Below are 24671 nucleotides of genomic sequence, written 5' to 3' on the forward strand. Positions count from 1 at the left end.
GCCGGTCCCGTACGGCTCAGCCGACCGCGAGCCACCGGGACGACAGGGCGATCGCCCGCAGTTGCCCCATCGTGAGCGCGGGCGTGGCCCGGGTCGCGGCGGTGGTCTGCGAGGCCGCGTTGAAGGCGCTCACGACGATCCGGCGGCCGTCGGGGCGCAGGGTGTCGACCGTCCACATGACCAGGTCGCCGCGGTCGCCGGGCCCCTGGTGCTCGGCGACCAACGTGCCGTCGGGGAGGGTCTCGGCGCCGGAACCGAAGAGTTCGGCCGCCACGTCGGACATGTCCGGCTGGACGTTGACCTGCACGTAGCTCGCGCCCTTGCCGTCGTCGGCCACGACGTAGGCGAACTCGCCGTCCTGGCTGCCCCGGGCGACCACCTTCACGCCGTCGGGCATCAGCACGGCGAGCACCCCGGCGATGCGGCCGCCACCGGGCGCCGACCCGCCCGGAGCGGCCGTCACCTCCTCGGCGGCGGGCAGCGACCCGACGACCTCCCGCCAGGCAGGGGCCGCCGCGAGGTCACCCAACTCGGTGACCGACAGGGGCGGTTCGGGGCGGGTGACGGGCGCGTCCTTCTCCGCGGCGGCGTTCCACTCGCTGACGCTCACGTGGGCGCCGTCCCCGGTCACCAGGTCGGCCGTCCACAGTTTGGTGTCCACGCGCCGGTCGGGGTACTCATAGCCCTTCAGCACGCGCACCACGGACCCGTCGGGCCGGCGTTCGCTGGTGCACCCGTCGTGGGGGACGAGCACCTCGTCGGGGCACTCGGCGAGCCGCCGGGCGTCGTCGCCGCCGGGGGCGATCCGGTCCAGGCCGACGGAGAGCGCCGCCGCGCCCCGGCCGTCGTCGAAGACGAGCTGCGCGTACGGCGAGGCCGACTGCCCCTCGGAGCCGCGCCCTTGCGCGTCGCTCACCTTGCCCTCGGGGAGCAGGCCCGTGAGCGTGGCGATCACCTGGTCGGCGGTGACCGGTGCGGCCGTGGGGGACGCGGTGGCGGAGTGGCTCCCGGCGACCGGGGCGGGGCGCGGGGTGTCGTCCCGGTCGCCCGGCGCCAGCAGGAGCGTCCCGCCCAGGCACACGGCGGCCACCCCGGCCAACCCGCCCGCCAGGGCCGTCCGCCGCAGCAGCCGCTTGCGCCGCCCGCGGGCCGCGCCGCCGGCCGCGAGTGCGCGGTGGTCGGGGTCGAAGGCGCCGCCGGTGTGGTGCAGGGCGCGGGAGAGCCGGTCCTCGAAGGGGTCGGGGGGCGTGTCCAGGTGCGGGCCGTGGTCGACGGGCATGGGGCATCACCGTTTCGGTGGAGGAGGGGTGAGGGGGAGGGCCGGGGCGTGCGCCCGGTCAGGGGCGGGCGTACTCGCCGACGTCCTCCCCGAGGAGGTCGCGCAGCCGGGCGAGCGCCCGCACGCACCGCGTGCGCACTGCGGCCGAGCTGGTGTTCATCGCGTCGGCCGTCTCCTGGATCGAGCGGTCCTCCCAGTAGCGCAGGACGACCACGGCCCGGTCCTTGGCGGGCAGTCGCCCGAGCGCGTCCAGGAGGGTGACGCGCAGGGTGGCGTCGCCGCTCGCGGCGGCCACGTCGGGCAGCGTGGCGGTGACCCGCTCGGTGCTGCTGCGGCGCCGGTGGTGGGCGAGGAACGCCCGGGTGAGCACGGTCTGCGCGTACCCGGCGGGGTTCCCGACGCGGGCGACGCGCCGCCAGCTGACGTAGATGCGGCCCAGGGTCTCCTGCACCAGGTCCTCGGCGAGGTGGGTGTCCCCGGCGGTGAGCAGACAGGCCGAGCGGTACAGGTGTCCGGCTCTCGCGGCCGCGAACTCGGCGTACTCGTCCGCGCGGGCCTGTCCCATGTACGTCCCCCTGCTCGGTGTGCGCCGACTGCCGGTCGGTGTCCTCACTCCACTGATGCGGTGGGCCGGGGAGAATGTTTCAAGCCCCGGGGCACCACGTCCCGCGGCGACGACGGACGAGCCCCGAGGACGCCGGATGACGCAGCAGCCACCACCCCCACCGCCACCCTCCGGCACCCCTCCGGCGGGCTTCGGCCCGCCCCCGCCGTCGTACGGCCCGCCCCCGCCGGGGCAGTTCCCCGCCGCGCCCCCGTACGGCGCCGCCCCGCCGCCCCCGGCGTACGTCCCCGGCCAGCCGCAACCGACGCCCCAGGCGCCCGAGTTCATCGCCGTGGACCGGAACAACGCGATCGTGGTCGACGCCGACGGAGTGACCCTGGACCTGTCCGGCGTCCAGGCCGACTTCCCCTGGCCGGAGATCCGCAGCGTCCACTACCGGGCGAGCCCGAACGGCAAGGCGCTGATGTTCGGCGTGGTCCACCTGGACGGCCACTTCTACGAGAGCGTCGTGGAGGCCCGCCCCAAGGCCCAGTTGGGCCAGTGGTTCGCCCAGCTCGGCTGGGTGCTGTCCCACTACCGTCCGGCGGGCTGAGCCCGGCATCCGCCACCGAACAGCACGGCCGCGGCGCCACCCCCGGGACGGGGCGGCACCGCGGCCGGCTTCAGGAAGCGGGAGGTCCGCCGTTACGGCAGCGCGTGCACGTGCGGGCCCACCGCGTTGGACCAGGCGTTGCCGGCCGTCGCGTCCCAGTTGGTCGACCAGGTCATCGCGCCCCGCAGGTCGGGGTAGGTCCTGGACGGCTTGAAGGAGCCGCAGTTGGTGAGCTTGGTCAGGCAGTCCAGGGCGTTGTTGACGACCGTGGGCGAGACGTAGCCGCTGCCCGCGCCGCGGGTCGAGGCGGGCAGGCCGAGGCCGACCTGCGACGGGGCGAGGCCGCCCTCCAGCTGGATGCAGGCGAGCGCGGTGAGGAAGTCCACCGTGCCCTGGCTGTAGACCTTGCCGTCACAGCCGAGCATCGAACCGCTGTTGTAGTACTGCATGTTGACGACCGTGAGGATGTCCTTGATGTTCAGGGCCGTCTGGAAGTAGCCGGCCGACGTCGACTGCATGTCGATCGTCTGCGGCGCCATGGTGATGATCAGCGAAGGGCCGGCCTTCGCCGCCAGGGAGCGCAGCGCCTGCGTCATGTACGTCGGGTTGATGCCGTTCTCCAGGTCGATGTCGACGCCGTCGAAGCCGTACGTCTGCATCACGGAGTAGACCGAGTTGGCGAAGTTCGCCGCGGACGTCGGGTCGCTGACCGACACCGTGCCGTTCTGGCCGCCGACCGAGACGATCACCTTCTTGCCGGCCGCCTGCTTGGCCTTGACGTCCGCCTTGAACTGGTCGACGGTGTAGCCGCCGAGCCCGGCCGAGTCGAGCGTGAAGCTCACCGCGCCCGGCGTGGTCGTCGCGTCGGCGAAGGCCACCGCGATGATGTCGTACTGGGCGGGCACGTCCGAGATCTTCTGGACCGTGGCCCCGTTGTTGAAGTTCTGCCAGTAGCCGGTCACCGCGTGCTTGGGCAGCGTGCCGCCGCCCCCGGGGTTCCCGGTCGACGTCGTGGTGCCGGTGACGGTCGCCGACTTGGCGGACTCACCGGCCGCGTTGGTCGCCGTGACCTGGAAGGAGTACGCCGTGGACGCGGCGAGGCCGGTCACCGTGGCCGACGTGCCGCTCACCGCGGTCACCTTGCTGCCGTTGCGGTACACGTTGTAGCCGGTCGCGCCCGACACCGCGTTCCACGCGAGCGACACCGAGGAGGACGTCGTCCCCGAGACCGCCAGCCCGCCCGGCGCGGCCGGCACCGTCGGGGCCGGGTCGCCGCCCCCGCCGCCGTCGGGGCCGTAGACCGAGACGTCGTCGGCCAGGTAGGCCGCCTGCCCGTACCAGCCGTGCAGGTAGACGCTGACCGAGGTGGTGCTCGCGCCCGTGCTGAAGGTGGTCGTCAGCTGCTTCCAGGACGAGGAGTCGGGGGTCCAGGTGGACACGTCCGTGGTGCCGGTGCCGGTCGCGCCCAGGTAGGCGTAGCCGCCCTGCACCCAGGCGCTCAGCGTGTACGTCGAGTTGGGCTTGACCGCGACCGTCTGGGAGCAGCGGGCGTTGTCCTGGCCGGCCGGGGTGGCCTTGAGCGCCCCGGTGCCGGCGTGTACCGGGGAGGAGACGGCCGTCCCGCTGTTGGCGGAACAGGTCCAGCCGGACAGGCCGGACTCGAAGCCGGCGTTCTTCGCGTTGTTGACGTCGGCGGCGGACGCCTGGCCGACGGCCGTGAGGGACAGGGCGAGCGCGGCCGTGACCGCTCCCGACCACAAGCGCGTGCGTCGGCGTCTGCGTACGGGGTCCACTGGGGCCTCCGGGAGGGGGAGTGGGGAGCGCGAAAGGCGGTGGCCACCGCTGGACGTACAAGTTGGTCCAGACCAATTCCGTTGTCAAGGGGTCGCGTTGCGGAACGCCGGTGCGCACCTTGCGCTGTTTTGCAGCGAGTTGTGCGCGAAGAGATGCTGTTCAGTCACCGAAAGTTGTTCTCCGTGCACAGGGCCGTGGTTACAGTGCTGAGGTAGTCACGCAATGAAGTCACCCCGGTGCACCGGAGTCCCCCCGGTGGACCGGACCGCGGGAATCGGGGAGCTGCGCGTGCCAACTGCCATTGCCGTGACCGGAGCCGACCTCGCGCTGCCGCCGCAGGACGAGCGCACCCTGCCCGCGACGGTCCTCGCCGACCTCGACCGCCAGCCGCTCGAGGAGTCCGTGGCCGCCTTCCAGGCCCTCCTCGACGCCCACGGACACGTCGTCGTGGTCCACTCCTCCGCCGTGCCGCCCGCCGTCGAACAGCGGCTGCACACCGTGCGCTCCCTCCTGGAGAGCGACCGCATCGCCCTGTTCCGCCCCGACCTGCCGCCGCTCGCCGTGGCCGTCCTGGCCCGCCAGTTACGCCAGCTCGCCTCCTGCGACCTCGGCCCCGGCGTGCTCGCCTCCGCCGCCCGGCTGCTCACCCACTACCTGCACGCCGGCGCGCTGCTCGGCTCCGTCGCCCGCCTCGACCGGGTCCCGGTCACCCTCACCTCGCACGCCCGCTCCTGGGTCCCCGGCAGCCAGTTCGCCGTCCTCGCCCACCCGCAGCCGCAGCTCGTGCGGGCCGCGCCCGGAGTCACCCTGCCCGGCCCCGAGTTCGGCACCTGGATGCTCGTCGGCCGCGGCCAACTGCCCGCCGACTGGGTCACCGGCACCCTCGTCCCCTCCTGGCGCGCCCAGGGCCTGCGCGAGACCGACGCGCCCGCCGAGTCCGCCGTCTGGTGGGGCACGCCCCGGCTCGTGGAGTTCTGCGCCTACCTGGCCGACCTGTCCGTGCTGTACCAACTGGTCACCTCGGTCCGGCAGGGCACCTGCCACTGGTGCGGCATGGACGTCATCGGCGACCGCTGCGTCTTCTGCTCCGCCACCCCGCCGCCCCCCGAGGGAACCGCCCAACCCGCGCACCCCGCGGGCCCCGCACGAGCCGTCCCACCCGCACGACCCGTCCGCGAACTCACCGCGGGCGGCGGCTGAACCCCGCGCGACTCCATCCGGCCACGCTCCCACCCCCCAACGAGGTTGCACGGTCCATGAACTCCCGTCAGCGCCGCGGCGTGATCCTCCTGCTCCTGTCGGTGTTGTGCGCCCTCGGCGCCTTCGCCGGCGTCCTGTCCGTCGTGGACGACGCGCAGTCCAAGGTCGGCCCCGAGGTCACGGCGTACCGGGTCAGGTCCGACGTGGCCCCCTACACCGCGCTGAGCGCGAGCCAGTTCGAGAAGATGGAGATGCCCGAGCGCTGGCTCTCCCGCAACGCCGTCACCGACCTCGACCGGATCCGCGGCAAGATCGCCGTGACCACGCTGCGCAAGGGCTCCCTGCTGCAGAGCGACATGATCGTGGACCAGCCGGCCCTGCGGCCCGGACAACAGGAGGTCGCCATCATGATCGACGCCGCGACCGGGGTGGCCGGCAAGATCACCCCCGGCTCGACCGTCAACGTCTACGCCACCTTCGAGGGCGCCAAGGACAGCGACCCCGACGTCTCCAAGATCATCGTCACCGGCGCCCGGGTCCTGGACGTCGGCGAGATCAAGGCCCTCGACCCCGACGCGGGTGACCGCGACCGCCGGCCCACCGACGCCGTGCCCATCACCTTCGCCCTGTCCACCCTGGACGCCCAGCGCATCACGTACGCCGAGTCCTTCGCCAAGCGGGTACGCCTCGCGCTGGTCGCCCCGGGCACCGGCACCACGGTCCCCGAGCAGGACCGCACGTACCAGCTCGCGAAGGACAAGTGAGAGGCCGCCATGCCCACGAGGATCCTCCCGGCCGTCGGCGACGCGGACGCGGTCCGTTCCCTCATCACCCTGCTCAGCCAGCTCCCCGACGCCGAACCGCTGCCCCCGCTCGGCGACTCCACCCAGCTCGTCGACACCCTCGCCCGGCTGGCCGCCGAGTCCGTCGACGAACTGCCCGAGGTGGTGATCGTCCACGAGCGCATCGGCCCGGTCCCCGCACTGGAGCTGGTGCGCGAGGTCGCCCTGCGCTTCCCGGCCGTCGGCGTCATCCTCGTCACCACCGACGCCGGCCCCGGCCTGTTCTCCGCCGCCATGGACTCCGGCGCCCGCGGCCTGGTCACCCTCCCCCTCGGCTACGAGGACCTCGCCCACCGCGTCCAGGCGGTGGCGCAGTGGTCGGTGGGCGTACGGCGCCACCTGGGCCACGGCGGCGACGTGTTCACCGGCGCGGGCGGCACCGTGGTCACCGTGTGCGGCGCCAAGGGAGGCGTCGGCACCACCCTGACCGCCGTCCAGCTCGCCCTGGCCGCCCAGGCGTCCGGCCGGCCCACCGCGCTCGTCGACATGGACCTGCAGACCGGCGACGTCGCCTCCTACCTCGACGTCCAGTTCCGCCGCTCGGTTGTCGACCTCGCCGCCATCAGCGACATCTCCCCGCGCGTCCTCGCCGACGCCGTCTTCCGCCACGACACCGGCGTCGCCCTGCTCCTCGCGCCCGGCGAGGGCGAACGCGGCGAGGAGGTCACCGACCGCGCCGCCCGCCAGATCATCAGCGCCCTGCGCTCCCGCTACGAGGTCGTGGTCGTCGACTGCGGAGCCCAGCTCGGCGGGGCCGGCGCGGCCGCCGTCGAGATGGCCGACACCGCGCTGCTGGTCACCACCCCCGACGTGGTCGCCGTGCGCGGCGCCAAGCGCGCCGTCCGCATGTGGGACCGCCTGCAGATCCGCAAGGCCGAGGAGACGACCCTCGTCGTCAACCGGCACAGCCGCGGCACCGAGATCCAGCCCGCGCTCATCCAGAAGATCACCGGCACCGCCCTCGCCGCGACCACGGTCCCCGCACACTTCAAGGAACTCCAGGCCGCCGTCGACGCCGGCCGGGTGCACGCCCTCGACCCTAAGGGCACCGTACGGCAGGCCCTGTGGGCCCTCGCGGGCGAACTGGGCCTGGTCCAGGCACCGGAGACCGCCGTGGTGCGCCGGGGGGCGCGGGCCCGGGGCGGCGACCGGGGCGCGGTGGGCTTCCGACGGCGGAGGGAGTGAGCCATGGGACCGGACCGCGGACGCGGCCGCACCGACCGGGGCCAGGTCACCGTCGAGTTCCTCGGCATGACCCCGCTCATCATCGTCACCCTGGTGGTGCTGTGGCAGTGCGTGCTCGTGGGGTACACCTTCACCCTCGCGGGGAATGCTGCGGACGAGGCCGTACGGCACGGGACGGCCGCGCACCGGGGGGAGCGGCAGGCCGTGTGCGACCAGGCCGGCAAGGACAAGCTCTCCGGGGCGTGGGCGTCCGGCGCGGAGGTGTCCTGCGGGACGTCCGGGGAGTACGTGACGGCGGACGTCTCCCTGGAGGTCCCCGTCCTCTTCCCCGGCGCGGTGAACTTCCCCTTCACGGTGCACGGCCACGCGGGGGCCGTGGAGGAGGAGGACCACTGACATGCCGAACCGCAGCCGACGCGACGACCGGGGCCAAGTGGCCCTGGAGTACCTGGGGTTCCTGCCGATCCTGCTCCTGGTGGCCCTGGCCGCTGTCCAGCTCGGCCTCATCGCCTACGCCGCCCAGCAGGCCGGCACCGCGGCCCGGGCCGGGGCGCGCGGGGCCGCTCTGGACCGGGACGCGGGGGCGGCCTGCCGGGGCGCGGTGAGCAGCCGCTGGACGGTCGGCTGCAGCACCGCCGACCTCGGCGACGAGGTGCGGGTCACCTCGTCCGTGACCATCCCGTCCGTGATCCCCGGCATCGGGGACTTCGGACAGGCCCACAAGACGGCGACCATGCCGGTCGACCACTGAGGCGGGCGCGACCCATGACGGCGAATCGGACGGCGACGGTGACAGGCGCAGCGGCGGCGAGGGCGTCGGCGACGACGAGGAAGGCGGTGAACCGATGAGTCTGCGCGCACGCATCACCTCCCCGGAGGAGAGCGGCGGCCGGGACGAGGACGGCCACCTGGTCGCCACGTACCGGGCGAAGCTGCTGGAGGAGATCGACCTCGCCGAGATGAGCGCGCTGACGGCGGCCGACCGCCGGGCGCGCCTGGAACGCGTCCTCGGCCACATCATCAGCCGCGAGGGCCCCGTCCTGTCCACGGTGGAGCGCTCCCAGCTGATCCGCCGGGTCGTCGACGAGGCCCTCGGCCTCGGCATCCTCGAACCGCTCCTGGAGGACGCGTCGATCACCGAGATCATGGTGAACGGACCCGACGCGATCTTCGTCGAACGCGCGGGCCGCGTCGAGCAGTTGCCGCTGCGCTTCGCCTCCGTGGACCAGCTGATGCAGACCATCGAGCGGATCGTCTCCACGGTCAACCGCCGCGTCGACGAGTCCAACCCGATGGTGGACGCCCGCCTGCCCTCCGGCGAGCGCGTCAACGTGATCATCCCGCCGCTCTCCCTGACCGGCCCCATCCTCACCATCCGCCGCTTCCCGCGCTCCTACACCCTCAACGAACTGATCGGCTTCGGCTCGCTCGACGAACACATGCTGTTCCTGCTGGCCGGCCTGGTGCAGGCCAAGTTCAACGTGATCGTCTCGGGCGCCACCGGCACCGGCAAGACCACCCTCCTCAACGCCCTGTCCGGGCTGATCCCCGAGGGCGAGCGCATCATCACCATCGAGGACTCCGCCGAACTCCAGCTCCAGCAGCCGCACGTCATCCGCCTGGAGTCCCGCCCCCCGAACGTGGAGGGCAAGGGCCGCATCACCATCCGCGACCTGGTCCGCAACTCGCTGCGCATGCGCCCCGACCGCATCGTCGTCGGCGAGGTCCGCGGCGGCGAGTCCCTCGACATGCTCCAGGCGATGTCGACCGGCCACGACGGCTCGCTGGCCACCGTCCACGCCAACAGCGCGGAGGACGCCCTGACCCGCCTGCAGACCCTCGCCTCGATGTCCGACGTGGAGATCCCGTTCGTCGCGCTGCACGACCAGATCAACAGCGCGGTCGACGTCATCATCCAGCTCACCCGCTTCGCGGACGGCGCCCGCCGGGTCACCGAGATCGCCCTCCTCGACAGCCACGGCGGCGAGCCCTACCGGCTGGCCACCATCGCCCGCTTCGAGGCCCGGCCCATGACCCCCGACGGCCGCGTCCACGGCGCCTTCCGCCACTTCCCGCTCCCGCGCCGCACGGCCGACCGCCTCTACATGGCGAGCCAGCCGATCCCGCAGGCGTTCGGGGTGGCGCCGACGGACAACGCCCTCGCCACCCGAGTGGCCCGGTAGCACGGAGACAGGACGGACACACCACCCATGGACCTCCAGACCCGGATCACCCTCACCATCGGAGTGACCCTCCTGGCCTGCACCCTGGCCGTCGTCGGCGTCCACTCGTACGCCGCCGGCCGGGCCCGGCGCGCCGCCCTGGTGGAGCGCCTGTCGTACACCGGGAACCTCCCCGACCCGGGCCGCGGGCGCCGCTTCCGCGCCCTGGACCGGCGGCTGCGGCCCACGCGCCTGGGCCGCACCCTGGAACGCAAGCTGGCAGCGACCGGCCTGGACGTGACGCCGGGCGAGTTCTTCGCCTACGTGCTGGCCGCGGTGGTGGGCCTGTGGCTGACCGGCCAGGCCACGCTGGCCCCCTTCTTCGGTCCCATCGCCGGACTGCTCGGCGTCTGGGCGGCCTGGCAGTTCCTCGGCTGGCAGCGCCAGAAACGCATCGAACGCTTCATCAACCAACTCCCCGAGCTCGCCCGCATCCTGGCCAACGCCACCAGCGCCGGCCTCGCCCTGCGCACCGCGATCGGCATGGCGGCGGAGGAGCTGGAGGCCCCCGCGGGAGAGGAACTGGGCAGGGTGGCCGACCAGTTGTCCGTCGGCCACTCCATGGACGACGCCCTCGGCGAACTGGCCGACCGCCTTCCTTCCCGTGAACTCGTCGTCCTCGTCACCACCTTGGTGCTGTCCAACCGGGCGGGCGGCCAGGTGGTCGGGGCGCTGCGCAACCTCACCGAGACGCTGGAGGAGCGCAAGGAGACCCGCCGCGAGGTCCGCACCCAGCTGTCCCAGGTCAACATGACGTCGTACGCCGTGCCCGTCCTCGGCGTCGGCTCGTTGTTCCTGATCAACAGCGTCAACGACGGCGCCCTGGACCGCATGACCGGCTCGCCCTTCGGCCAGGCGGCCGTGATCATCGCCTTCGGCCTGTACGCGGTGGGCTTCCTGCTCATCCGCCGTCTGTCCCGCATCGACGTCTGAGCAGGAGGTGACCGTGGGACTGCTGCTCGCCCTCGTGGCCGCCCTGAGCGTGGGAGGCGTGTTCGCCGGCCTGCGCATGTACCGGGCCGACACCGTGCTGCCCCCCGACCTCGCCCTGGCCCTGGAGGTCGGCTCCACCCGCACCACCGCGGTGGGCTCCCTCGTCGACCGCCTCGGCATGCGCTACGCGCCCGCGGTGCTGCGCCTGATGGGCCCCAAGCAGGTCGCCCGCTACCGCCGCCGCATCGACCTCGCCGGCAACCCCGGCGGCCTCACCCTCGACCGCTACGCGGCCCGCCGCGCGGTCTACGGCGCCGTGGGCGCCCTCGGCGGCCTCGTCGCCCTCCTGGAGGGCAGTTTCTTCCTCGCCCTGCTCCTGTTCGCCTTCGGGGTGTTCTGGTCCGAGGTCGGCATCTGGTCGGCGATCCGGGTCCGCAAGGACGCCATCGAACGCACCCTGCCCGACTTCCTGGACGTCCTCGCGGTCGTCGTGAGCGCGGGCCTCGGCTTCCGCCAGGCCCTCGACCGGGTCGCCACGCGCTACGCGGGCCCGTGGGCCGACGAGATCCGCATCACCCTGCGCCAGATGGACCTCGGCGTCAGCCGCCGCGAGGCGTTCGAGGAACTGCGCCGCCGCAACGACTCCGAACAGGTCGCCATGTTCGTCACCGCGCTCCAGCAGGGCGAGGAACTCGGCGCGCCGATCGTCGACACGCTGGTGGCGATCGCCAAGGACATGCGCCGCACCGACGCGCAGAACGCCCGCCGCAAGGCGGCCCGCGCGGTCCCCAAGGCCACGCTGATGATCACCACGTTCATGGTCCCGGCCACGATGCTGCTGCTCGGCGCGGGAATGCTGCTCGGCTCCGGCACGGACTTCAGCACGATCACGGGGAAGTAGGGGGCGGGGAGATGGCGACGACGGGTGTGGCGGGGGTGGGGCGTACCGGTGCGGGGCGGGCGGGGCACGCGGGGCTCGGGGGACCCGCGGGGCACGCGGGCCATGGGTGGCGCAGGTGGCACGGGCGGCGCGGGGGGCGCTTACGTGACCAGGGGTGGCTGCGACGGCGCGGGCACCAGCCGGCGGCCGATGCCCCTCTGTCACGGTCGGCCCCGGTCGCACTGGAGGTGAACGCCCTCCAGGCGATGTGCCGCCAGGTGTTCGGCTTCCGCCTGGCGATGATCGCCGTGGCCGCGCCCGCCGCGCTGCTCAACGCCACCCCCGGCCTGGGCGTACGCCTGGTCGGAGCGGCCGTCGTGATCACCTTCATGGGCTCCTACGTCCTCTTCCGCGACTGGGAGCGCTTCGGACCACTCCTCCTGCGCCACCCGTCGCTGCTGGCCATGGACACCCTCTTCGGCACCCTGCTGCTGATCTCGGCCGGCCCGGACACCACGCTCGCCTACGTCAGCGTCTGCACCCCGCTGCTCGCGGGCATCGTCTACGGCTGGCGCGGCGCCGCCTGCTTCGCCTCGCTGCAGTCGCTGATCCTGCTGCTGGTCTACGCGACCCTGACCGAGCAACCAGGCGCGGACCCGGCCGAACGGCTGCTGCTCCCCGGCTTCTGCGTCATCACCGGCGCGGTCGGCTCGGCCCTGCGCGGCCTGATGCTCCGCTTCGGGGAGGCCACCCAGGCGCTCACCACCACCCAGGCCCGCCTGGCGGCGGCGGAGGCCACGGACGCCGAACGGGCGCGCCTGGCACGGGAGATGCACGACTCGGTGGCCAAGACCCTGCACGGCGTCGCCCTCGCGGCCGAGGCCCTCGCCCACACGGCCGGCACCCCGACCGCCGACCCGGACCGCATCCGCCGCCAGGCCGACCTGGTGGCCCGGGCCGCGCGCCGGGCGGCGACGGAGTCACGGGAACTGCTGACGGACCTGCGCGCGGAGACGCCGGGGGCGGAGGCTTCACGTGCGGGGCACGGGAACGTACTGACGGAACTGCGGACCCTCACCGCCGACTTCAGCCGCCGCACGGGCCTCACGACGACGTACCGCATCACGGGCGACCGCACGGAGGTCCGTGTCCCCGCCCCCGTGGCACGCCACCTCCTCACGATCACCGGCGAGGCGATGGAGAACGCCCACCGCCACGCCTGCGCGACCCGAGTGGACGTACGGGCCGCCGTGCACGACGACCAACTGCACGTGACCGTACGGGACGACGGCAGGGGCCTCCCGCCCGACGCCGAGCCCGAACGGCTGCGCCGTGCGGGCCACTTCGGCCTGCTGGGCATGGCGGAACGGGCGGCGGCGCTGGGCGCCCGCCTCCACGTGGGCAGGGCGGAGCACCCCGGCGGCACGGAGGTACGCCTGGACCTGCCGCTGCCGCTGCCGCTCTCGGCAGAGGGGGAGGTGTCCCGGTGAGGGAGCGGCAGACCGGACGGCCGGTTCTGCGGGTGGTGGTGGCCGACGACAACCCGGTGGTGCGGGCGGGCCTGACCGCGCTGCTGGACGGCCGCGAGGAGGTCAGGGTGGTCGCCGAGGCGTCCGACGGCCGCGAGGCGCGGGAGATGACCCGGCGCCACCGCCCGGACCTGGTCCTGCTCGACGTCCGCATGCCGGGCATGGACGGCCTGACGGCCCTGCCCGACCTGGTGCCGCTCGCCCCGGTGCTGATGCTGACGTACAGCGGCGAGTCGGAGACCGTGCGCGAGGCGTTGCGGCGGGGGGCGGGCGGCTACCTGGTGCACGGCGAGTTCACGGCGGACCAGTTGGTGACGGCGGTCCGGGACGTGGTGGCGGGCCGGGCCCACCTGACGCCGACGGCGGCGACGGCGGTGGTGGGGGAGTTGCGGGGCAGTGCAGTAGCACACGCTGAGGGATTGCCAGAGGCGGCTGCCCCGGCCAATTCCCGCGAACGACTTTCGCAAGTGCAACCCCTTGTGGGACAGTTGGGGTCCCCACTCAGCGCGAGGGAGGCGGAGATCATGGACCTCATCGCCACGGGCCTGAACAACCACCAGATCGCCGCCGCGTGCTTCATCAGCGAGAAGACGGTCAAGAACCACATCAACCGCATCTTCGCCAAGCTGCACTGCACGACCCGCGCCGAGGCGACGGCCAAGTGGCTGGGCACGGCACCCGACACGACGCCGCCGAGCCGAGAGGTGGGCTGAGGGGATGCGCGAACGCTCAGGGACGGCAGTTTGGGCCCGGAAGTGGGCCCAGGGACCCTCGGCGGACCCCACTGCGACGCCGTACGGTCCCCCTGCTCACGCCACCCACGGAGGGGACCCCCATGAGCGATCTGCTGCTGAAGACGGCCGTCGCGGCCAAGGTACGGGTGAACGGCTGGAAGAACACCACGACGAAGGCCACCCGCCGCCGCGGCGACAAGGGGCAGACGGCGGTGGAGTACCTGGGCATCATCGCGGTGGTGGTGGCGATCGTGGTGCTGATCGCGAACACGAACCTGGGCCAGACGATCGTGGACAAGCTCACCACCCAGATCGGCAAGGTCGCTCCCTGACCCAGCCGCGCGCCAAGAGCGACTCGGGGCAGGCCTTCCCCATCTACCTGACGGTGGTGGGAGGTCTGCTCTTTCTCGCGTTCGCGTACTTCGCGGTCGGCCAGGCGGCGGTGAACCGCAACGGCGCCCAGACGGCCGCGGACGCGGCGGCACTGGCGGCGGCCCAGGAGACCAGGGACCAGTTGGCCGACCAGTGGGTGCTGGACGTCCTCGACCCCAACAAGTGGCAGGCCATCTTCGAGGGTGCCGGGGCGAAGGACTCCTGCTGGCGAGCGGACCAGCTCGCGGCGATGAACGACGCCGGAGAGGTGCAGTGCTCCCCGGACGGCCCCCTGGGCTACACGGTCACCGTCCGGGCGAACAAATCGGCGGGCGACTCGGTCCTCCCGGTCACGAGCACCACGAGAGCGCACGCCTCGGCCCGAGCGGTGATCGATCCGCTGTGCACCTTCGAACGCCCGTTGCCGGCACCTACCGGGGAGCCGACGGCTGAACCGACGGGGGAGCCGTCCGGCGAGCCGACGAACCCTGGTGACCCGGGCGGCCCCGGAGACGCCGGGCACCCCAAACTGCCGACGCTCACCTGCGAGGACGGGATCGACTGGACACTGGACCCGGACGACCTCACCGACCTGCCGGGCCCTGAAGACCTGTTCGACGTCCACCTGGCCGACGACTGACGCGCGTACGACGAGTGGAGTAGGAAGCGGAGTGATGAGCATGCGGTTCCCTGCGAAGGCTCGCAGCGGGCTGGTCGCGCTGGCCGTCGTGGCCGGGCTGGCCCTGGGCACGACAGCCTGCGGCGGCGGGGGTGACGACGACAAGAAGCCGCAGACTTCGCCTTCCGTCTCCCACGGCAACGGCTCGAAGCCCGACCCACAGGAGGGACAGTCGGAGGAGCCCATTGCCGAACTGAAGGGCCCGAACGGGCTGCTCCTCCAGATCACCTCCGCCGTACGGGACTCAGGCGGATTCGTCACGGTCAACGGCGCGTTGAAGAACGACAGCGGAACCATGACGACGATCCCGTCGGCCTTGAGCGGCAACGAGACCGAGATCATGAACAACGGACGATCCCTCGGCGGAGCCACCCTCGTCGACTCGCAGAGCAAGAAGCGCTACTACGTCCTACGGGACACGGAGGGCCGGCCGCTCACCACGACGGGGTTCTCGACGCTGAAGGCGGGGGAATCGATCGACGTGTTCCTGCAGTTCCCGTCACCGCCCACCACCAGCTCGGACGTCACCTTCCAACTGCCGCTGTTCCCCAGCGCGGTCATCAAGATTTCTGGGTGAGGCCAGGATGACGCGCACCCGGACGACGACACCGACCCGCCTGACCCTGGCCACGTCAGCGGCCATGATCCTGGCGGCAGCCAACCTCCTCGGCGGTACGACGGCGCACGCCGACGACTCCCCGAGCGTCCCGCCGGGCACGGAGCCGACGGCCACGGCGCCGGTCCAGGTGGACCCCAACGACCCGGACCTGAAGCTCCCGGAGGGCGCGACCCTGGCGGAGCCGAAGGTGCTGGACATCAAGCAGGTCGTGGAGGACGAGTCGGGGGACGAACGCCGCGAGGACACCAACGCGGACGTGACGTTCGCACTGCAGGCGGAGGTCCTGTTCGGCAAGGACAGCGCGAAGCTGGGCGCGGAGGCCCAGGCCCGCATCGCGGGCATCGCGGAGGAGATCAAGAAGCAGAACGCGACCCAGATCCGCGTCTTCGGCTTCACCGACAACCTGGGCTCGTCGGCCCACGGCGACGTCCTGTCCAAACAGCGCGCGAACGCGGTCCAGACGGCCCTGTCCGGCGACCTCAACAACCCGAACGTCGTCTTCGAGGTCCGCGGCTACGGCGAGCAGTACCCGATCGCCGACAACTCGACGGAAGAGGGCCGCAAGAAGAACCGCCGAGTGGAGGTGACGTTCCCGAGGGGAACGAACTGACGCGGACCGGAGGAGCACAGGCGCTTGAGCCCTTACTTCGCCAGCTCCGGTGGCATGGTGAAGGCCGCGGGCAGGCCGGCGTTCGACTTGCAGCCCAGTAGCTCGGAGATGGAAAGACTCGACTCGTAAATGACGCGAAGGGCATCCTGCCGTGCCGTCGAGTCCGGTGCGGACGTCTCGTACCGACTGCGGACTTCCCCACGGACCAGTGCGGTGGCGCCCGTTCCCGCAGCCCATTGCTTGCTGGTGCATTCGAAGTACAGGACGCCGACCTTGGTGCCGACGAGGGCCGCCTTCGCCATCCGGTACTCCTTGAAGACAGATGCGCTCTTGCCGCGCTCCGGAACGTCCTGCGTCAAGGAGAAGTTCACTTGTGCGGAGTCGAGGCCGGCCGCTTCCTTGTGTACGTCGCAGAAGTCGACGGCACTGGACTTGTCCGGCGTTCCCGCGTCGTACTGTGCGACCAAACGCTCGGCCGCTTCCTGGGGGTGACCGAGGAAGGTCGTGCTGCTGGACGCGGGGATATCGACCATCCGTTTGATCGCCTCTTTCCCTTGAGCGCTGAAAACCTGCGCGCAGGACGGTCCCTCGGTACGGGCCGGTGCCTCGCTCCCGCCCTGCTTGTCCTCGCCCTGGCAACCGGCCAACAAAAGGATCGCGGCGGTCAGGAGTGGCATCGCAGCCCTAGGCCTTCGGGAGCGCGCCATGCTGGTTCTCGCCATTGCAACCCTTCGTGTATCCGCTGTTCAGGGCCTCTTCCAGGTCCTGCCCGAAGTCTTCCCTGTCCGAGTGAATGCTGTGTCGGTCCATGAACTCCGTCATCGGCGACCCGGCGGCAAGTTGCCCCGCTCGATAGATCTCGTCCCTCTGCGCCTGGATGTCATTCGCGCTGTCCTGCTGCATCGTCTCGGCGCTCGTGCCGATCACATCGTTGATCTGCTGCGTGAGCGCACCCTGCCCGGCACCCGTGAAGACCGGGATGAGGGTTCCGGCCACTCCCGCGGCGGCCACCGGCGGCAGGAACGCCGCCCCCGCCGCGATGCCGACACCCGCGCCGAACTGGACCCAAGCGGCTTTCTTCGCCAGGCTCTTGTTGTAGGCCTCGTCCTTCGCCAACCCTTCGGCCTGTACCTGGTCCGCTCTCGATTGGTCGAGGATGCCTTGCATCTCCGCGCCCGTGCGGACGATCTCCCGTGCCTGTGGCTGGTTGATCCGGTCGCCGTCGGCTTGGGCGTCGAGGGCGCTCGTGCCGTAGACCTGCTGGGCCACGGAGATCTGTGAGTACCCGTCCGGGTGCTGCCCGACCGAACTCAGGAACTTGATTGCGTTGCTCGATCCGAACTGCGCGTGGCCCTCCTGGGTGGCAGGAGTGAACAAGCTGTCCGGCTCGTTCTCGTTCAGTGCCCAATTCAGGTCATCGACGTAACCGGCCCCCATACGGCCGAGGCTGTCGGCGAGAGGCTCCCTCACGTTCTCCGGATCCCCGTATGTCTGGACGACCTTCTCCATGATCGCGGCCGACGCGGCATCCCTCACCAGGCTGGGCGACGGATCATCGTAGGCGTGCCCGAGCGTCGCCGCCTCCAAGGCGTGTCCCAGAGCGTCCGGCCCTCCATCGAAGGCATGCGCCGCTTCGTCACTCCCGGGGTGCGCCAGGGTGTCCGCCGGCCACGTGAAGTCCTTGTCGGTCAGCTCGTCGTAGTAGGTGTAGCCCAGCGTGGCGTCCTTCTTCACCGTGCCGTCGTCGTTGTACACGGTCGGTGTCATGTCGTCGGAGAAGAACTTCTTCGCCGCTTCGGGGCTGTGCCCGAGGCCCTCCAGAACGCTCCCGAGCGGGTCGTAGCCGGCGCCCGCCTTGCCCGACGGGTTGAAGCCCCAGTCGAGGTCGGCTCCTCCGGTGATCGGTTTGTTGTACATGAAGAAGTTCGGTTTTTCGTGGTGCAGTTGGACGATGTGCTCGGCGATCGGGCCGATGAAGGAGGGGTCGTAGTTCCCGTAGCGGAGAAGGCCACCGAGGAGCTGGTACCCGTACGGGGAATTGAGAGCCCCCGGCGTGAGCTGGACCGGTTGGGTGCCCAGCCTTCTGAATTCGGCGGCCCAGCCGGCCGGCAGGTGACTCCTGTTGTCGGGGTCGGTGGCCGAGGCCAGTGCTGTTCCCATGCTGCGTTGCAGCTGGCGTGTCAGCTCGAGCCGCTGCTCGTCGTCTCCCTGCGTGCCGTCGAGGGACATCAGACCGTAGAACTGCAGGCTCTTCTCAGGTCCTCCGTGGGACTTGTAGAAGGCCGTGCTGAAGTCGGGATCCCTCGCGTTGTACTTCAGGATCGAGTTCAGCTCCGTGAACTGCTCGTCTGACATCGCCGTACCCAGCTTGGCCAGTTCCGCGGCACGCTCGACCTCGGCGTCGTCGAGGGACCCGTACGACCTGCGACCGGCGTTGTGGGGATCGCTGCCGTGAGTCTTCGCGAGGGCGCGGGTCACGGAGGCGTCGATCTGGCAGGCGTGGGAGAGGAGGCGACTGATGCGGCTCTCCAGTTCCAGGCGGGTCTCGTTCTCGTCCTCCGTGTGCACGTCGGAGTCACCCCGCACGTGCGGGTACACGCAGTGCACGGTGCCGTCACCGTAGTCGTCGACCCGGATGCCACGCTCCTGCACCTCGGCATGGGCGGTCCTGATCTGTTTCTGCAGGGCGGCCAGTTCCGTGTGCGCGTCGTCCAGCACCCGGTAGATGCTGTCCGCTTCTGCGTGGAGGTCTTCGACCTCCTTCGTCGTCCTGGTGACGAAGTCGCGGGAGACCGTGGCGTTCACCCCGGACCAGCGGGCCTTGTCCGACTTGGCCTTCATGCCCTTGCGGGCGCCCTCGGCGGCCGTCTTCAGATCATCCACGGCGTTCTTCCAGTCGGAGACCGCTGCGCCGAGTTTGCCGAGATCCACCTCGACCAGGTCCATGTAGGTGATGGCCATCGAACCGCTCCGCCTTATTCGAAGTACTTGCTGATCTGGGACACGGACACGGCTGTGCCGTCACGGCTGCGGAGCGTCGCGGCGATCTCGGCATCGTCCCTGGTGTGTGACTTCTTGGAGAAGGCGAGGTGATTGGAGATGTGCGCGCAAGCCTGGAGCACCGTCTTGGCCTGACCGGTCCACACCTCGACCGTCAGCTGCAGTGCGCTGCCCATCGCGAACCCGCGGGAGGTCAGTGAGGCAGCCGCTTGCATGGTGGGACCGGCACCGTCCTTGTTCATGCCGGCGCCTGCGATGTCCGTGCCCTTGCGGAGATCGTCGTAGAGAACGAACGCGTCATGACCGACGGCGCCGAGGTCGTCCTGATAGGCGACCAGATCACCGCCGGGCACACCTGCGCCGCCTTCCGCCGGGAACTGATTGAGCTCCATCTGCGTGGAGCGACGCTGCGCCGCCTCCGACTTGAGCTGCTCCCACTCCTCCCACGCCATGCGTGGTACCTCCCCGTTCGTCGTGCGTCTCGTCGTGAGGCGGCTTCTGGGCCCAGTGCCGCAGTGCGCCCGCTCGAAGTCAGCTGCTTGGGTTGTCGTGCCCCGGTGGACCGAGCTGACCGGCTGCCCCCGGAGGCGGTCCGAAGGTCGGCGGAGCGGACGAAATCTGGCCGGATAGTGCCGCTTGGTCCGGCCGTACGGCTGCCGTGCGGCGGCGTGCCACGAGAAGGAGGACGGCGATGGCAGCGAGCAGCAGTACGGCGGTGCCGATGCCCACAGCGGACCAGGGGAGCGCGGTGTCGCCCTTCCCGGCTGCGCCGGCTTTCGGAGTGGCGTCAGCGTCGCGGGAGGGAGCGGAGCCTCCTGCGGCGGCAGAGGGGGACGCCGCCTTGAGGTCGGGAAGCGGGTACACGTCCGCCGGGCCGGGGTCGCCGGGATTAGCCAGGGCGATGCGGGGGCGGACGATGCCGTACCCGATGGAGTCGTTGCGCTTGGCGCCGTCCGTGGGGGCGCCGAGGGTGTTGAGCATGACGCGCAGGACCTGGTTGTTGGTCCAGTCGGGGTGGACGGACCAGATGAGGGCGGCGGAGGCCGATGCGAGGGCGGTGGCGTCGCTGGTACCACTGGTCTCACAAAGGCCCGTCTTGCCGCCGCATGCGTGCACAAGGTCCTCTCCGGGAGCGGCCATGTCCACCTGAGGCCCGTACTGGGATACGGCCGTTCTCCGGAGGTTCTTGCCGACCGCTGCGACGCCGACCACTCCGGGGGTGGCGGCCGGGTAAGCGATGTGTGTTCCCTGTTCAGCGTCGTTCCCCGCCGCCGCGAAGACCAGAGAACCCTTGCTGAGCGCGTACGCGACCGCCTTCGCCAGGTCGGGTGAGTTCGCCCCGCCGGTCATGGAGATGTTGATGACCCGCGCCCCCGCATCGGCCGCGTAGCGAATGGCCTTGACGAAGTACGCGGGTACCGCGAAAGGGCTCACGTCGTCGGCATCCGGCATGCGAACCGGGAGGATGAGAGCCTCCGGTGCCAGGCCGAAGGCCCCGTTCCCGCCGTCGTACGCTCCCGTGCCGGCGATGAGCCCCGCCATGCCCGTCCCATGACCGTTGTAATCCGTGTGTTCGTCACCGGAGCGGCTCGGTGGTGCGAAGTCCCGGCCGTCGAGCACTCGACCTTTCAAATCGGGATTGTCGGGGTCGACGCCGGTGTCGATGACCGCCACGGTGATCCCCTTACCGGTGCTGGTCTGCCACATCGCTTCGGCCTGCATGGCGTCAAGGAACCATTGCTTGTCGCGCGTGGACCCAGCACTGGCCGGTGTGGCGCCGGACCCCAGGAGCATCAGTGCAGCAAGGGCCACCACCCCTGCGGCCCGTCGACCCCTGTGCAGGACGCTGCTGGTGCGCATGAACTCAGCCCTCTTCATCACCGGGTCACATCAATCGACGACAGGCGGCACGGAAGGGCGACTGTTCGGTTGAGGAGCATCATCCTCACCCCTACCGTCAGTGCGTCCGCGCCTCTTACCGATGTGCGTAGGCCCGACCGGCCGCTGCGCGCGCCCTGCGCCGGCGCGTTCGTCACGCCGGTCGACGGCGCCCGGCGCCCCACCGCGAACAGTGCTGCCGCCCACCCCCTGAGGAGCCGTCGTCGCAGGAGAGGAGCCGAAGATTCCCTTTCTCACCGCTCCGCTGTTCGACCGCTGGCCACCGGTGCGCTCGCGGTCGTCGCTCGCGATCGGCCGACCGCCGACGATCCCGTTGGTGGGTGAAGGGGCCCGACGGCTGGACGTCGGCCCGGGTTGGCCGTTTCCACGTCCGGTGTTCGTGGTGCCGGGAAGGTGGGTGGTCGAGCTGTGGGCAGGTGCAGCTCCGCTGCCCACGACTGTTCCTCGAGGGATGGCTCCTGTCGCCCGTGCCGTAGGTGGAGTGACCGGACGTCCTCCGACGATGCCATGACCCGTACTGCTGGGCATGCGGCTCGTGGGCGTTGCCCGGCCGGTGGCAGAGGGTAGAGCTCGCCCCGGCAGCTGTGTTTGTCCCGGTGTCACCGGGCTGGCCGTCGGCATCCGCGCCTGCGTCGTCCCCGTGGTGGATCTGCTCGGCCCCGGAGAGCCGGAGCCGGGCCTCCCAGGAGCCTGGGTCGAGGGAGCCTTCCCCACAGCCGGAGAAATGAGGTTCACGGAAGGGGACGACGGCAGAAGGCCCTTGGCTTGATCGTGACCGTTGGCAGGTGCCGTGGCGGCCGTCGACGGAAGCGGGATCTCGGGCGGTGCTGCCACGGAGTCGATGGCCGTTCTTGTCACCGGTGCTGTGACCGGTGATGCGTGGCCGGCCGATGGCGGCACCGGAGCTGGGGAGGAGGGAGCGGCTGCGTGGTCATGTCCAGCACTTGATACCGCATGCGGAGCGGGCGTCAGGGCATCAGGCGTTCGAGCGGTTGCGGTGCTGCCGCTGTCCTGACCACGGGGGCTGAAAGAGACCGGACGTGCCAGGTCCCTGCTTTCCTTCTCATCGCCGCGAGGCACGATCGCATCCGGCGGAGGCGGCAGCTTGGGCCTCTCCAGTGCGTTCAGCTGCGTCGCCGACCACGCATACGTCTGCGTCAGCTTCCGCATCTGGGCCGCCGCCTCCTCGCGGACCCGCTCCTCGTGTGCGGCCGGCGCCGCTACTTCGGGCGTCGACGCGGGCGCGGCGTCGGAGGAGTTCGATGTCCCGCCACCGCCCCCCGTCTCGCGTGGGATCGACGCCTGGGCCTGCGCGATCGCCCCCGACGCCTCCGTCAGCCACTTCGCCGCGTCCTCGCTGAAGTCGCCCAGCCGCAGCGTCGAGTTGGCCAGGTCCGCGCTCCACGTGCGGAACGCGTTCGCGCCCTCGCCCTTCCACGCCACCCACTGCGGGCGCACCTTCAGCTCCTCGGCGATCTCCCGGATCGCCTTCGCCGCGGCCGTCAGGCGCCCGGCCGCCGCCTGCACCTGGCCCGCGTCCGCCCGGTCCAGCCAGGCCAGCATCTGCTCGTGGCTCATGCCCTCGAAGGACGTCCCGCCACCGGGTCCCCGCACCGGCATCAGATCGTGCCTCCCGCGTCGCCTCCGGCCGGAGCCCCGCCCGGCCCCGCGCCGCCCGGACCCGCCCCCGGTGCGTGAGTCTCCGGCGCGGGAGTCTCCGGCGTGTACGTCCCCCCGTACTGCTTCGTCGCCTCCGCGCTGATCGCCGCCATCCGGTCCCGCACCCCCAGGTCGATGTTCTCGTAGCCCTTGTGCGAGGCCAGTACGGCGATGCTCATGCCCTCCATCGAGTCGGACAGCAGCCTGGACAGGCCCTCCAGTTCGGTGATCACCGTCTCGTACGCCGTGAAGAGGCCCGACGCCTCCGTCCACGCCCCGTCCCCGCCGCCGAACTCCTGCCGGGCCAACTGCTGCCGGCCCACCTCGTCCGGGCCCGCCGCCGAGCCCTTGAGGTCCCGGATCAGGTCGTCCACCCGCTTGCGGAACGCCGTGAACGACGCGTACTCCGCGGCGACATCGGCCTGCGCGGCCAGCGCGTCCCGGCCCATGTCGAACACCGCCGACGCCCACGACGACCCCTCGGAACCCGCACCGTCTTCACTCGGCGACACAGCAATCCTCCCCGTTCGGCCGACCAGTCAGCCGGACACGTGCAGCCGCAACAGGAACTCTATCCACAGCCAGTGACATTTCCCTTCGCTGCGTCACGGCCGTGAACGGGAATAGGTCACCCGCCCCCGTCCCCCAAACCTGCCTAGGATTCCGGCTCCACACCCACCCGGGACCCCGCCCCCAGCCCCCACCCCCGCATCGCCCCCGCCTCCGCCTCCAGCACGTGCCGGGACCTCAAGCGCGGCAGGCCCAAGCGGCCGGGCCGCATCGTGCGGACCGCCAGGACCCTCAAGTGCCGGTCCAGGTACGCCACATCGATCGGAATGCGCATACCGAACGTGTGGATGCTGTTCGCCGGAGACAGCAGCAGCGCCCCCGTCACCCCGTCCCGCCCCAGCAGCCCCCGCGTACGCGCCCGGTACGACGCAGCGATCTCCAACGGCACCCTGACCAGCTCCCCAGCCGTGTCAGTCGAGTCCCCGTACACCACCAACCACCCTCGGCCGTCCCGCCACCGAGCCCGTGTCCGCGCCCGCATACGTCCCCGTGCCATTGCCACCCCTTCCCTCCCCCGACCTAAACGAGTTGTCCCGTCCCCGACCCCCGGATAGGAAGGGGACCATGACCCACATCGGCGCCATTCTCCGTCCTCAGCTGCCTCCCGAGCGGTTCCGCGCCGCCGCGCGCATCGCCGACGAGAGCGGGCTCGACGAGTTGTGGTTGTGGGAGGACTGCTTCCGGGAGGGCGGGATCTCCTCCGCCGCCGCCGTGCTCGCCTGGACCGAGCGGGTGCGGGTCGGGGTCGGGCTGCTGCCCGTGCCGCTGCGCAACGTCGCCCTCACCGCCATGGAGGCGGCCACCCTGTACCGGATGTTCCCGGGCCGGGTCGTCGTCGGCATCGGCCACGGCGTCCAGGACTGGATGGGACAGGTCGGCGCCCGGGCCGGATCGCCGCTCACCCTCCTGCGCGAACACGCCGTCGCCCTGCGCGCCCTGCTGAACGGCGAACGGCTCAGCACCGAGGGCCGCTACGTCCGCCTCGACGACGTCGCCCTCGACTGGCCGCCCACCGAGCCGGTCGAGGTGCTCGTCGGCGCCGTCGGGCCCCGTACCGTCCGGCTCACCGGCGAGGTCGGCGACGGCACCGTCCTCAACGAGGCCGCCTCGCCCGACGGCGTCCGCGAGGCCCGCCGGCTCATCGACGAGGGGCGCGCCGCGGCCGGGCGGAGCGGCGCGCACAAGGTCGTCGTCTACCTCATGACCGCCACCGGCGCCGGTGCCGAGGCCCGTGTCCGGGCCGAACTCGCCTCGCTGGGGCTGGGGTCCGTCCCCGGCCTCGGTGCCGCCGGCGACGCGGCCGAGGTCGCCGACACCGTCCAGCGTTTCGCCGACGCCGGCGCCGACACGGTCGTCCTGCTCCCCACGGCCGACGAACCCGACCCCGAGGGCTTCCTCCGGTTCGCGGGCGACGACGTCCGCTCCCTCGTCAAGACCTCATGAGCCCCGACCCCCACCCCACCCCCGACGGCCCCACCCCCAACCCCCACCCCACCCCCGACGGCCCC

Annotated in this window: 25 protein-coding genes; 16 read left to right on the forward strand and 9 right to left on the reverse strand. The window is 71.5% G+C overall.

The window, feature by feature from the left end:
- Positions 1-16: 16 nt before the first annotated feature.
- Together E4U91_RS22095 and E4U91_RS22100 are read right to left on the reverse strand one after the other, a co-directional pair.
- Positions 17-1279, reverse strand: coding sequence for a hypothetical protein (locus tag E4U91_RS22095; RefSeq protein ID WP_137308439.1), 1263 nt, complete (start codon positions 1277-1279; stop codon positions 17-19).
- A gap of 58 nt (positions 1280-1337) precedes the next feature.
- Positions 1338-1844 carry a SigE family RNA polymerase sigma factor gene (locus tag E4U91_RS22100; RefSeq protein ID WP_067239849.1) on the reverse strand — a complete coding sequence of 169 codons (507 nt, stop codon included), beginning with the start codon at positions 1842-1844 and terminating at the stop codon, positions 1338-1340.
- A gap of 136 nt (positions 1845-1980) precedes the next feature.
- Here E4U91_RS22100 and E4U91_RS22105 point away from each other — a divergent pair, with 136 nt between their 5' ends.
- Complete coding sequence (locus E4U91_RS22105; protein ID WP_137308440.1) at positions 1981-2436, forward strand: hypothetical protein; 456 nt, start codon at positions 1981-1983, stop codon at positions 2434-2436.
- Between the two features lie 92 nt (positions 2437-2528).
- On the opposite strand, the gene E4U91_RS22110 is transcribed toward E4U91_RS22105, so the two are convergent.
- A complete protein-coding gene (locus tag E4U91_RS22110; protein WP_137308441.1) occupies positions 2529-4229 on the reverse strand; it encodes a chitinase in 1701 nt (566 codons plus the stop codon).
- 289 nt (positions 4230-4518) lie between these two features.
- On the opposite strand from E4U91_RS22110, the gene E4U91_RS22115 reads away from it, so the two are divergent.
- The 14 genes from E4U91_RS22115 to E4U91_RS22180 all read left to right on the forward strand — a co-directional run bounded on the left by E4U91_RS22115 (position 4519) and on the right by E4U91_RS22180 (position 16035).
- Positions 4519-5430, forward strand: a complete 912-nt coding sequence (locus tag E4U91_RS22115; protein WP_137308442.1) for a hypothetical protein — start codon at positions 4519-4521, stop codon at positions 5428-5430.
- 56 nt (positions 5431-5486) lie between these two features.
- On the forward strand, positions 5487-6194 hold the full coding sequence (cpaB, locus tag E4U91_RS22120) for a Flp pilus assembly protein CpaB (protein WP_137308443.1): 708 nt from the start codon (positions 5487-5489) through the stop codon (positions 6192-6194).
- A gap of 9 nt (positions 6195-6203) precedes the next feature.
- Entirely contained in the window at positions 6204-7457 is a 1254-nt protein-coding gene (locus E4U91_RS22125; RefSeq protein ID WP_137308444.1) for a CpaE/TadZ family protein, read from the forward strand.
- Between the two features lie 3 nt (positions 7458-7460).
- A complete protein-coding gene (locus E4U91_RS22130) occupies positions 7461-7853 on the forward strand; it encodes a TadE family protein (RefSeq protein WP_137308445.1) in 393 nt (130 codons plus the stop codon).
- 1 nt (position 7854) lies between these two features.
- Entirely contained in the window at positions 7855-8208 is a 354-nt protein-coding gene (locus E4U91_RS22135) for a TadE/TadG family type IV pilus assembly protein (protein ID WP_137308446.1), read from the forward strand.
- A gap of 94 nt (positions 8209-8302) precedes the next feature.
- Positions 8303-9640 carry a TadA family conjugal transfer-associated ATPase gene (locus E4U91_RS22140; protein ID WP_137308447.1) on the forward strand — a complete coding sequence of 446 codons (1338 nt, stop codon included), beginning with the start codon at positions 8303-8305 and terminating at the stop codon, positions 9638-9640.
- 27 nt (positions 9641-9667) lie between these two features.
- On the forward strand, positions 9668-10612 hold the full coding sequence (locus tag E4U91_RS22145; RefSeq protein WP_137308448.1) for a type II secretion system F family protein: 945 nt from the start codon (positions 9668-9670) through the stop codon (positions 10610-10612).
- A 13-nt stretch (positions 10613-10625) separates the two neighbouring features.
- Positions 10626-11513, forward strand: coding sequence for a DUF5936 domain-containing protein (locus E4U91_RS22150; protein WP_137308449.1), 888 nt, complete (start codon positions 10626-10628; stop codon positions 11511-11513).
- A gap of 245 nt (positions 11514-11758) precedes the next feature.
- A complete protein-coding gene (locus E4U91_RS22155; RefSeq protein ID WP_137310953.1) occupies positions 11759-12982 on the forward strand; it encodes a sensor histidine kinase in 1224 nt (407 codons plus the stop codon).
- Complete coding sequence (locus E4U91_RS22160; RefSeq protein WP_241678656.1) at positions 12979-13734, forward strand: response regulator; 756 nt, start codon at positions 12979-12981, stop codon at positions 13732-13734. The genes E4U91_RS22155 and E4U91_RS22160 overlap by 4 nt, the downstream gene beginning before the upstream one ends.
- Positions 13735-13856: 122 nt before the next feature.
- Complete coding sequence (locus E4U91_RS22165; RefSeq protein WP_137308450.1) at positions 13857-14087, forward strand: Flp family type IVb pilin; 231 nt, start codon at positions 13857-13859, stop codon at positions 14085-14087.
- A complete protein-coding gene (locus tag E4U91_RS22170) occupies positions 14084-14767 on the forward strand; it encodes a pilus assembly protein TadG-related protein (RefSeq protein WP_137310955.1) in 684 nt (227 codons plus the stop codon). The genes E4U91_RS22165 and E4U91_RS22170 overlap by 4 nt, the downstream gene beginning before the upstream one ends.
- A 34-nt stretch (positions 14768-14801) precedes the next feature.
- On the forward strand, positions 14802-15383 hold the full coding sequence (locus E4U91_RS22175) for a hypothetical protein (RefSeq protein WP_137308451.1): 582 nt from the start codon (positions 14802-14804) through the stop codon (positions 15381-15383).
- 7 nt (positions 15384-15390) lie between these two features.
- Complete coding sequence (locus E4U91_RS22180) at positions 15391-16035, forward strand: OmpA family protein (protein WP_137308452.1); 645 nt, start codon at positions 15391-15393, stop codon at positions 16033-16035.
- A 32-nt stretch (positions 16036-16067) separates the two neighbouring features.
- On the opposite strand, the gene E4U91_RS22185 is transcribed toward E4U91_RS22180, so the two are convergent.
- From E4U91_RS22185 to E4U91_RS22210, 6 genes are all read right to left on the reverse strand, one after another.
- Positions 16068-16712 carry a hypothetical protein gene (locus E4U91_RS22185; RefSeq protein WP_137308453.1) on the reverse strand — a complete coding sequence of 215 codons (645 nt, stop codon included), beginning with the start codon at positions 16710-16712 and terminating at the stop codon, positions 16068-16070.
- 7 nt (positions 16713-16719) lie between these two features.
- On the reverse strand, positions 16720-18996 hold the full coding sequence (locus E4U91_RS22190; RefSeq protein ID WP_137308454.1) for a hypothetical protein: 2277 nt from the start codon (positions 18994-18996) through the stop codon (positions 16720-16722).
- Between the two features lie 14 nt (positions 18997-19010).
- Positions 19011-19487, reverse strand: a complete 477-nt coding sequence (locus E4U91_RS22195) for a hypothetical protein (protein WP_137308455.1) — start codon at positions 19485-19487, stop codon at positions 19011-19013.
- A gap of 79 nt (positions 19488-19566) precedes the next feature.
- Entirely contained in the window at positions 19567-20895 is a 1329-nt protein-coding gene (gene mycP / locus E4U91_RS22200) for a type VII secretion-associated serine protease mycosin (RefSeq protein WP_137308456.1), read from the reverse strand.
- Between the two features lie 1658 nt (positions 20896-22553).
- Entirely contained in the window at positions 22554-23105 is a 552-nt protein-coding gene (locus E4U91_RS22205) for a hypothetical protein (protein ID WP_241678657.1), read from the reverse strand.
- A 143-nt stretch (positions 23106-23248) separates the two neighbouring features.
- Complete coding sequence (locus E4U91_RS22210; protein WP_404765873.1) at positions 23249-23659, reverse strand: DUF192 domain-containing protein; 411 nt, start codon at positions 23657-23659, stop codon at positions 23249-23251.
- A 68-nt stretch (positions 23660-23727) separates the two neighbouring features.
- Between E4U91_RS22210 and E4U91_RS22215 the strand changes: the two genes are divergently transcribed.
- Entirely contained in the window at positions 23728-24606 is an 879-nt protein-coding gene (locus E4U91_RS22215) for an LLM class flavin-dependent oxidoreductase (protein ID WP_137308457.1), read from the forward strand.
- The last annotated feature ends 65 nt before the right edge of the window (positions 24607-24671 follow it).

This window comes from Streptomyces lasalocidi, from assembly GCF_005280215.1.
Lineage (GTDB): Bacteria > Actinomycetota > Actinomycetes > Streptomycetales > Streptomycetaceae > Streptomyces > Streptomyces longwoodensis.